Source organism: Streptomyces sp. NPDC058157 (assembly GCF_042884105.1).
Classification (GTDB): domain Bacteria; phylum Actinomycetota; class Actinomycetes; order Streptomycetales; family Streptomycetaceae; genus Streptomyces.
Genome location: NZ_JBHVUQ010000293.1, coordinates 1 through 6,965 on the forward strand (window position 1 = coordinate 1; position 6,965 = coordinate 6,965).

The following is a 6,965-nucleotide window of genomic DNA, read 5'->3' on the forward strand; positions in this document are numbered from 1 at the left end:
CCCGACGACTCCGTGTTCTTCGACGCGCTGCGCCGCATCCACTCCGCCACCCTGGACGCCCACGCGCTCAAGGCCGTCGAGGAGGGCGGCCTCGACCAGGCGGCGCAGGAGGAACTCGACTTCTTCCACTGGTGCCCCTCACCGCGCGAGTGGTGGCAGACGGCCCACACACCGGAGGGCGACCTGGCCGGCATCCACATCCCGGCCCACAACCCCTCCGGCCCGACCATCGGCTTCATCGGGGTCGTCCCGGAACACCGCGGCCACGGCTACGCCTACGACCTCCTCGCGGAATGCACGCACGTCCTCGTCGAGCAGGGCGCGGAGTTCGTCACCGGAGCGACCGACCGGACGAACCTCCCCATGGCCGCGCACTTCACGAAGGCCGGCTTCCCCGTCGTCAGGGAACGCATCAACTTCCACCCGTGATCGGCAAACCCGGCGGCGGCCGGAGCTTCCATGCCCCGGAGGCTCCGGCAGCCGACGCCTTCGCGCACGACGGCCCGCTCATCGTCGGCGGCCCGCGCGGCGTCCCCCGCAGCTCCTAGGGGACGAGAACGATCTTTCCCGCCACGCGGCCGGACTCGCTCAGCTCATGGGCCCGGGCGGCCTCTTCCAGCGGCAGGACCCGATCGACGGCGACCCGCAGGGCGCCCCGTTCCACCAGGCCGGTGATCTGCTCCAGATCCGCTCCGGACGGGGTGAACCCGAACTCGGCGAACCGCAGCCCGCGTGCCTCGGCCCGCTCCCGGACGACGGTCCGGTCGGGGCCGGCGCCCCGTACGTCGACGAGGATCCCGCCCGGCGCGAGCGTCTCCAGCGACCGGGGTCCGTAGTCGCCGCCGATCGGGTCCAGGACCACGTCGACGTCACGCACGACCTCGGCGAAGTCGTGGGCGGTGTAGTCGACGAGCCGGTCGGCGCCCAGGTCGCGCAGGAACGCGTGCCTGGCCTCCCGGGCGGTGCCGATGACGTGGGCGCCGCGTGCCTTGGCGATCTGCACCGCGAGGTGTCCGATCCCGCCGGCCGCCGCGTGCACCAGTACCCGCTGCCCGGCGCCGACGGCGGCGACCCGCACGAGCGACTGCCAGGCGGTGAGCGCCGCGACCGGCAGCGCGGCGGCGGCGACCCCGCCGATGCCCGCCGGCGCGGCGGCCAGGGCCGCCACCGGGGCGACGGCGTACTCGGCATGGGCGCCGTGGGGCGGAAACGCGCAACCGTATACCGCGTCGCCCGGCCTGAGCCCTGCCGTCCGGTCGTCACCGAGGGCCACCACCACCCCGCACAGGTCGAGGCCCACCGTGAACGGCGGCACGCCGAACTTCCGCACCGCCCCGGAACGCAGCTTCCAGTCGGCCGGATTCACCCCGGCGGCGTGGACGCGCACCAGCGCCTCGCCGCGACCCGGCACGGGCAGGTCCGTCTCGACGAGCTCCAGAACGTCCGGGCCGCCGTAGCCGCGCTGGCTGACCGCGCGCATGCGGGTGGTCATGGGGGTGCTCCTCTCGGGTCGCCGGACGGACCGGCCGCCGCTGGTGATCACCATCCTCGACCGACCCGGTATCCCTTGTGAAGGAGGCACCTGCTTGATACCCAGGTACCTCATGGAAACCATGAAGACCACGGAACCCACGGAACCCACGGCCGGTTCGGCCTCCGCGGACTGGACCGCCGCCTACCGCCGCGACTGCCCCTCGCGCACCGTCGTCGAGATGCTGGCCAACAAGTGGGTGCTGTACGTACTGGCGGCGCTGCGCCGGCAGGAGCGGCCGATGCGGTTCAGCGAACTGCGGCGGCTCCTCGACGGGATCACGCAGAAGATGCTGACCCAGACCCTGCGCGCGCTGGAACGGGACGGCCTCGTGCACCGCACGGTCTACCCCACGGTCCCGCCCCGCGTGGAGTACGGCCTCACCGAGCTCGGCTACGAGGCCGGCCGGCTGACCAGCGCCATCGGGGCATGGTCGGTAGAGCACGCCCGGCAGATCCTGACAGCCCGCCAGGACTTCGACGCCCGGGCCGCCACGCCGACGCGACCCCTCCCACCGACCCGGCCCGGAGGCTCAGACCGGCCGGGAGCCTGACCCCACCACCCCGAACCCGTCGTCAGGCCACCGCGCGCGGGCCGCCGGCCGTCCTATGAGGGCAGGTTGTGCCAGGAATGCCCGCAGCCGTCATTGCAGTGGGTCTGCCTGCGACGGGTGTCGGCGACGGCGAACACGGAGACGAGCACCCGGAACGCCGTGACGTGTTCGTCGGCGGGCAGGCCCGAGAATCCGTAGCGGGGCGGGTCCATGCAGATCATCACCGCGGGGTTCGCGGTCCGCTTCACCCCGGACCGCGCCACGCCCACGCGACCGTCCGCCGCGGTGATGTGCGCCTGCATGGCGTAGTGGGCGACTTCGTGCAGTACCTCCTGTCGCCCCGCCGGGGAAAGCCCTGAGAACCAGGCCACCCCCTCGTCCAGGGTCCGGAGCCCCTGAGCCATCCCGTTGACGACCGACTCGGTTCGGGCGTGATCGTCCGCACTGCTCGCAGAGGCCATCCCGTGATCATTCCATTCGCCGACGGATCGAGGGTTCAGGTCCCCGGCAGGTGCTCGGGTTCGAGGACGAAGACCGGGATCACGCGGGCGGTGTTCTTCTGGTAGTCCGCGTACGGGGGGTACGCGACGACCGCGCGCCCCCACCACCTGGCCCTTTCCTCGCCGTCGAGTTCACGGGCGATCATGCCCCGGCGCTCGGGGCCGTCCTGGAGGTCCACCCGGGGGTTGGCCTTGAGGTTGAAGTACCAGACCGGGTGGCGCGGGAAGCCAGCCTTCGAGGCCACCGCCGCGTACCGCCCCCCGTGCTCCACCCGCATCAGCGGAATCTTGCGGATCCTGCCGCTCCGCGCGCCGCGCATCGTGACGATGACGACCGGCAGGCCCGTGTCCCAGAGCGTCGTGCCCCGCGTGCCACCGGAACTCTCGTACAGCTCCACCTGCTCGCGCACCCACCGCGCCGGACTCGGGTCGTACGCGCCGTCGAGTTCATGAGGCACTGCGATCACCCCGTTGTCGTGTAGGGAGTGGGCCGGGACGCCCCGGCACCGGTATACCCCCTCCCACACCGCGCCGCGCCGTGCCGTGCCGTCACCAGCGGACGGCGGTGAAGTCGATCGGCCGGGGCCGCAGCAGCCGGGTGCGTTCCGCCAGTGCGGTCAACCGCCGGGTCATCTCGTCGGCGGGGAGGCGGCGGCGGTCGCCGTGGCCGGGGAGGACCCATTCGAACCGGATCCGCCCGGCCGTCCTGGCCAGTGAGGCGGCCAACTCCTCGATCGAGTACCAGGTCACGCTGTCCGCGACCGCCAGATCCCCCGTCGTGCGCGACCAGTAGAAGCTGTCCCCGCTGAAGCAGTACCGGCCGTCGGCGAGGTAGAGCACGCTGCCGGGGGTGTGGCCTGGCAGCGGGTGGGCGGTGACGCCCTCGGTGACCTCCAGCGGCCGGAGACCGCGGATCACCCGGTCGGCGTCGGGCGCCGCGTCGAGGTCGCCCTCGTGGATCCACAGCCGGGCGCCGAAGTGGTCCGCGTAGCGGCGGCCGTGCGCGGCGTGATCGCGGTGGGTGAGGAGTACGTCGGTGACCGGGCCGCGAGCCGCGTACCGCTCGGCGAGTGCCGCACTCCAGCGGGGCGTGTCGATCATCAGGGACGTCCCCGAGGGCCGAAGGAGCAGGTAGGAATTGGCCCCGGCCGTGTGCCGCGAGTTGTGCCCGCACAGCAGCACGCCGCTGTCCAGCTCCATCGGGAACGGGTCGAGCCGCTGGTCCGGCCGCCGGGAGGGGTGGCGGATCGAGCGGGTGGGGCAGGCGAAGACCGCCGCGTGTAAGCGCCGCGTCTCCGCTTCACCGTTCGGCTGGCGCAGGATCCGCGACGTGCCCCCGGCCTCGCCGATCAGGTCGGGCGCGAGCTGTCGGGCCACGTCGCAGTTGGTGCAGCGGTCGTCCACGTACCAGCCGTCCACGGCAGGTCTCCGTTCCAGGAGGGGAGAGGGGGAGAGGGGGAGAGGGGGAGAGGGCCCGGAGCGGGCCGCCCTCCCTGGATACCCCGCCCTCGGCCGGAAGCGGTAGCCCCCGCCGATCTTGTGCTTCCGCGGCGGACGCGCTCTCAGCCCGCCCGTTCACCCACCGCCCGCCGGCGGAACGCGGTGCGGTAGGCGCTCGGGCGGTGGCCGGTGTGGCGGGCGAAGAGTGCGGCGAAGGTGCCGGGGTCCTGGTAGCCGACGGCCGCCGCGACCGCGGCGACGGTGCGGTCGGTCGACTCCAGCAGGTGGCGGGCGCGGCGGACCCGGGCGGCCTGGAGGTGGACCAGCGGGCTGTGCCCGGTCTCCTCGGCGAAGCGGCGCAGCAGCGTGCGGGTGCTGACCTGGAAGGCGTCCGCGAGGGAGGCGAGGTCGTACCGCTCGGCGAGGTTCTGGTCGAGCCGCCGCATCACCCGCTGGGAGAACTCCCGGCCGGGCTGCGGCAGGAGCCGGGCGTCGACGTACGGGGTCTGGGAGGCCCGCACGTCGTCGAGGAGCGCGACACGGGCGGTGGCACGGGCCACGCGGGCGCCGTGGTGGCGGCGGATCAGGTCCAGCGCGAAGTCGTACATCGCGCTGAAGGCGGCCGTGGTCGTCACGCCCCGGTCGGTGACGGCCAGGTGCCGGGGCCGCACGTCCGCCGCGGGACAGCGCCGGGCCAGTTCCCCGGCGTGCAGCCAGGACGTGGTGGCCCGGCGCCCGTCGAGGAGGCCCGCCTCCGCGAGCAGGAACGCGCCGACGCACAGGGAGACGACGGCGGTCCCGGCGGCCGCCTGGGCCCGGATCGCCGCGGTCTCCGGGGCGAGCCGGCCGAGCAGGGCGTCGAGGTCCGTGCCCGGACGCAGCTCGAAGCCCGGCACCACGAGCACGTCCACCTCGCGCAGGGGCCGCACGTCCAGGAGCGCGCCGCCCGAGGCCGTGACCCGGCGGCGCGGCGAGACGACCGACACCCGGTGGCCGGGCGCGTCCGGCCCGGCGACGTGCCCGGCCATCGTCAGCAGGTCCGGCACGCCGAACACCTCCGACGCGAAGCAGTCCGGGTACGCCAGGACCCCGACCCGCAGTTCCCCCGGCCGCCCGCCGTCCGCCGACCGCCCGCCGTCCGCCCCCACCCGCCCGCCGTCCGCCGCCACCCGCCTGCACCCCCACCGCTGTTCCCCGCCCCGACCCGTTCGGCACGGCCCCTCCCAGGGTATGGCGGGATCGCCCCCGCCCCTGGCGATCCCGCCCCTCACCCGACGGCCCGTTCCGCGCCAGGCTGGCCCCATGAGCGACGAAGACGATCCGATCACCGACTTCACCCGCCGGACCGTGGCCGTGGAGGGGGTGGAGAAGACGGTGTACGCGGCAGGGTCCGGCCCCGCGGTCGTGGTCCTGCCCGAGATGCCGGGCATCAGCCCCGACGTCCTGAGGCTCGCACGGTGGGTGCGCGACGCGGGCTTCACCGTCCTCGTGCCCTCCCTCTTCGGGAGGGACGGTGCCTTCCCCACGGTCGAGGGCGGCCGGGAGGTCGTCCGCCGCGCCTGCGTCAGCGCGGAGTTCCGGGCTTTCGCCGGGGGAGGCACCTGGCCCACACGGAGTGCGGCGGGCCGGGGGTGGGGGCGGTCGGGCTGTGCTTCACCGGCAACTTCGCCCTCACGATGGCCCTGGAACCGGCCGTGATCGCCCCGGTGGTCAACCATCCCTCGCTGCCGCTCGACGACCCCGGCGGTCTCGAACTCGACCCGGCGGACGCCCGGGCGGTGCGCGACCGCCTCGAACGGGACGGACTCACGGTCCTCGCCTACCGTTTCGAGGGTGACCGCTGGTGCACGGGGCAGCGCTTCGCCGCCTACCGGGCCCTGCTGGGCCGGGCCTTCGACGGCCGCGTCCTCCCGGACGCCGCCGCCAACCCGACGCCGCCGCCCTTCTTCGCCGACCTGGTCGGCACGCCGCACAGCGTCGTCACCGCCCACCTGGTCGACGAGGCGGGCCACCCCACGCTCCGGGCACGCGACGAGATCCTCACCTTCCTCACCGACCGCCTGCGCCCGCACCCGCCCGGTCGCTGACGGGGGGACCGGGTGACGGCCGGCCCCGTCCCCGGTGCCGGATCCGGCGGGTTACGCCGCTCGGCCCACGCCGGGCTGCGAACCCCGGTGGGAGTTCCTACCGTGACCGGATGACCCGTAGTCCGTCAGCGTGCAGGCTCCTTTCCGGCGCGACCGCCCTCGCCGCCGGTTTGAGCGTCGTCCTCATGCCTCCGCCCGCCGGCGCGGCCGCCGTGGCCGAGCCCGCCCCGCCGCGGGCCGAGGCCCCGCCGGAACCGGCCCTGCTGCACCGGCCCGGAGTGCAGGTCCGGCCCCGCCCCGGCGCGCCCGCCCTGCCCGACGACCTGTCCGCGCTGTCCTGGCTGGTGGCCGACGCCGGCAGCGGGGAGGTGCTCGCCGCCCACGACGCCCATCTGCAGCTGCCGCCCGCCAGCACCATGAAGACCCTCTTCGCGCTCACGGCCCTGCCCCGCCTGCCGCGCGACGGCACCCACACCGTCACCGACGCCGAACTCGCCGACGTGGGCGAGGGCAGCAGCCTCGTCGGCCTCGACGCCGGTCAGGCCTACCGGATCCCCGACCTGTGGCGGGGCGTCTTCCTCAGCTCCGGCAACGACGCCGTCCACGTCCTCGCCTCCATGAACGGCGGCTGGACGCAGACGGCCGCCCAGATGCAGGCCCGGGCCCGCGCCCTGGGGGCGGCCGACACCCACGTCGTCTCCCCGGACGGCTACGACGCCGAAGGCCAGGTGTCCTCCGCCTACGACCTCGCCGTCTTCGGCCGCGCCGGGCTCGCCGACCCCGACTTCGCCCGCTACGCGGCCCTCACCGACGCCCGGTTCCCCGGGGACACGGACGCCGACGGGACGCCGACC

The 6,965-nt window shown here is 74.6% G+C and carries 11 protein-coding genes; 6 read left to right on the forward strand and 5 right to left on the reverse strand.

The features are described from left to right. The coding region (locus ACFVXK_RS35960; protein ID WP_389620742.1) for a GNAT family N-acetyltransferase at window positions 1-429 on the forward strand (429 nt) is incomplete at its 5' end. Then, window positions 426-548 carry a hypothetical protein gene (locus ACFVXK_RS35965; protein ID WP_389620745.1) on the forward strand — a complete coding sequence of 41 codons (123 nt, stop codon included), beginning with the start codon at window positions 426-428 and terminating at the stop codon, window positions 546-548. The genes ACFVXK_RS35960 and ACFVXK_RS35965, both read left to right, overlap by 4 nt. On the opposite strand, the gene ACFVXK_RS35970 is transcribed toward ACFVXK_RS35965, so the two are convergent. Next, a complete protein-coding gene (locus ACFVXK_RS35970) occupies window positions 545-1,492 on the reverse strand; it encodes an NADP-dependent oxidoreductase (protein WP_389620747.1) in 948 nt (315 codons plus the stop codon). The genes ACFVXK_RS35965 and ACFVXK_RS35970 overlap by 4 nt on opposite strands. Before the next feature lie 121 nt (window positions 1,493-1,613). Between ACFVXK_RS35970 and ACFVXK_RS35975 the strand changes: the two genes are divergently transcribed. After that, window positions 1,614-2,084, forward strand: a complete 471-nt coding sequence (locus tag ACFVXK_RS35975; protein ID WP_389620750.1) for a winged helix-turn-helix transcriptional regulator — start codon at window positions 1,614-1,616, stop codon at window positions 2,082-2,084. 53 nt (window positions 2,085-2,137) lie between these two features. On the opposite strand, the gene ACFVXK_RS35980 is transcribed toward ACFVXK_RS35975, so the two are convergent. The 4 genes from ACFVXK_RS35980 to ACFVXK_RS35995 all read right to left on the reverse strand — a co-directional run bounded on the left by ACFVXK_RS35980 (window position 2,138) and on the right by ACFVXK_RS35995 (window position 5,193). Continuing rightward, complete coding sequence (locus ACFVXK_RS35980) at window positions 2,138-2,545, reverse strand: DUF5958 family protein (RefSeq protein WP_389620753.1); 408 nt, start codon at window positions 2,543-2,545, stop codon at window positions 2,138-2,140. Window positions 2,546-2,580: 35 nt separating this feature from the next. Continuing rightward, the gene (locus tag ACFVXK_RS35985; RefSeq protein ID WP_389620756.1) at window positions 2,581-3,051 is read right to left on the reverse strand and encodes a nitroreductase family deazaflavin-dependent oxidoreductase; all 471 of its coding nucleotides are present in this window, start codon (window positions 3,049-3,051) and stop codon (window positions 2,581-2,583) included. A gap of 82 nt (window positions 3,052-3,133) precedes the next feature. Next, on the reverse strand, window positions 3,134-4,003 hold the full coding sequence (locus ACFVXK_RS35990; protein WP_389620759.1) for an MBL fold metallo-hydrolase: 870 nt from the start codon (window positions 4,001-4,003) through the stop codon (window positions 3,134-3,136). 143 nt (window positions 4,004-4,146) lie between these two features. Beyond that, entirely contained in the window at window positions 4,147-5,193 is a 1,047-nt protein-coding gene (locus ACFVXK_RS35995; protein ID WP_389620762.1) for a GlxA family transcriptional regulator, read from the reverse strand. A gap of 133 nt (window positions 5,194-5,326) precedes the next feature. On the opposite strand from ACFVXK_RS35995, the gene ACFVXK_RS36000 reads away from it, so the two are divergent. The 3 genes from ACFVXK_RS36000 to ACFVXK_RS36010 form a co-directional block, all read left to right on the forward strand. After that, entirely contained in the window at window positions 5,327-5,722 is a 396-nt protein-coding gene (locus ACFVXK_RS36000; protein ID WP_389620765.1) for a dienelactone hydrolase family protein, read from the forward strand. Continuing rightward, window positions 5,701-6,111 (forward strand): hypothetical protein, encoded by a 411-nt coding sequence (locus ACFVXK_RS36005; RefSeq protein WP_389620767.1) that lies wholly within the window; start codon window positions 5,701-5,703, stop codon window positions 6,109-6,111. Before ACFVXK_RS36000 ends, ACFVXK_RS36005 begins: the two co-directional genes overlap by 22 nt. Before the next feature lie 185 nt (window positions 6,112-6,296). Further along, the coding region (locus ACFVXK_RS36010; RefSeq protein ID WP_389620769.1) for a D-alanyl-D-alanine carboxypeptidase family protein at window positions 6,297-6,965 on the forward strand (669 nt) is incomplete at its 3' end.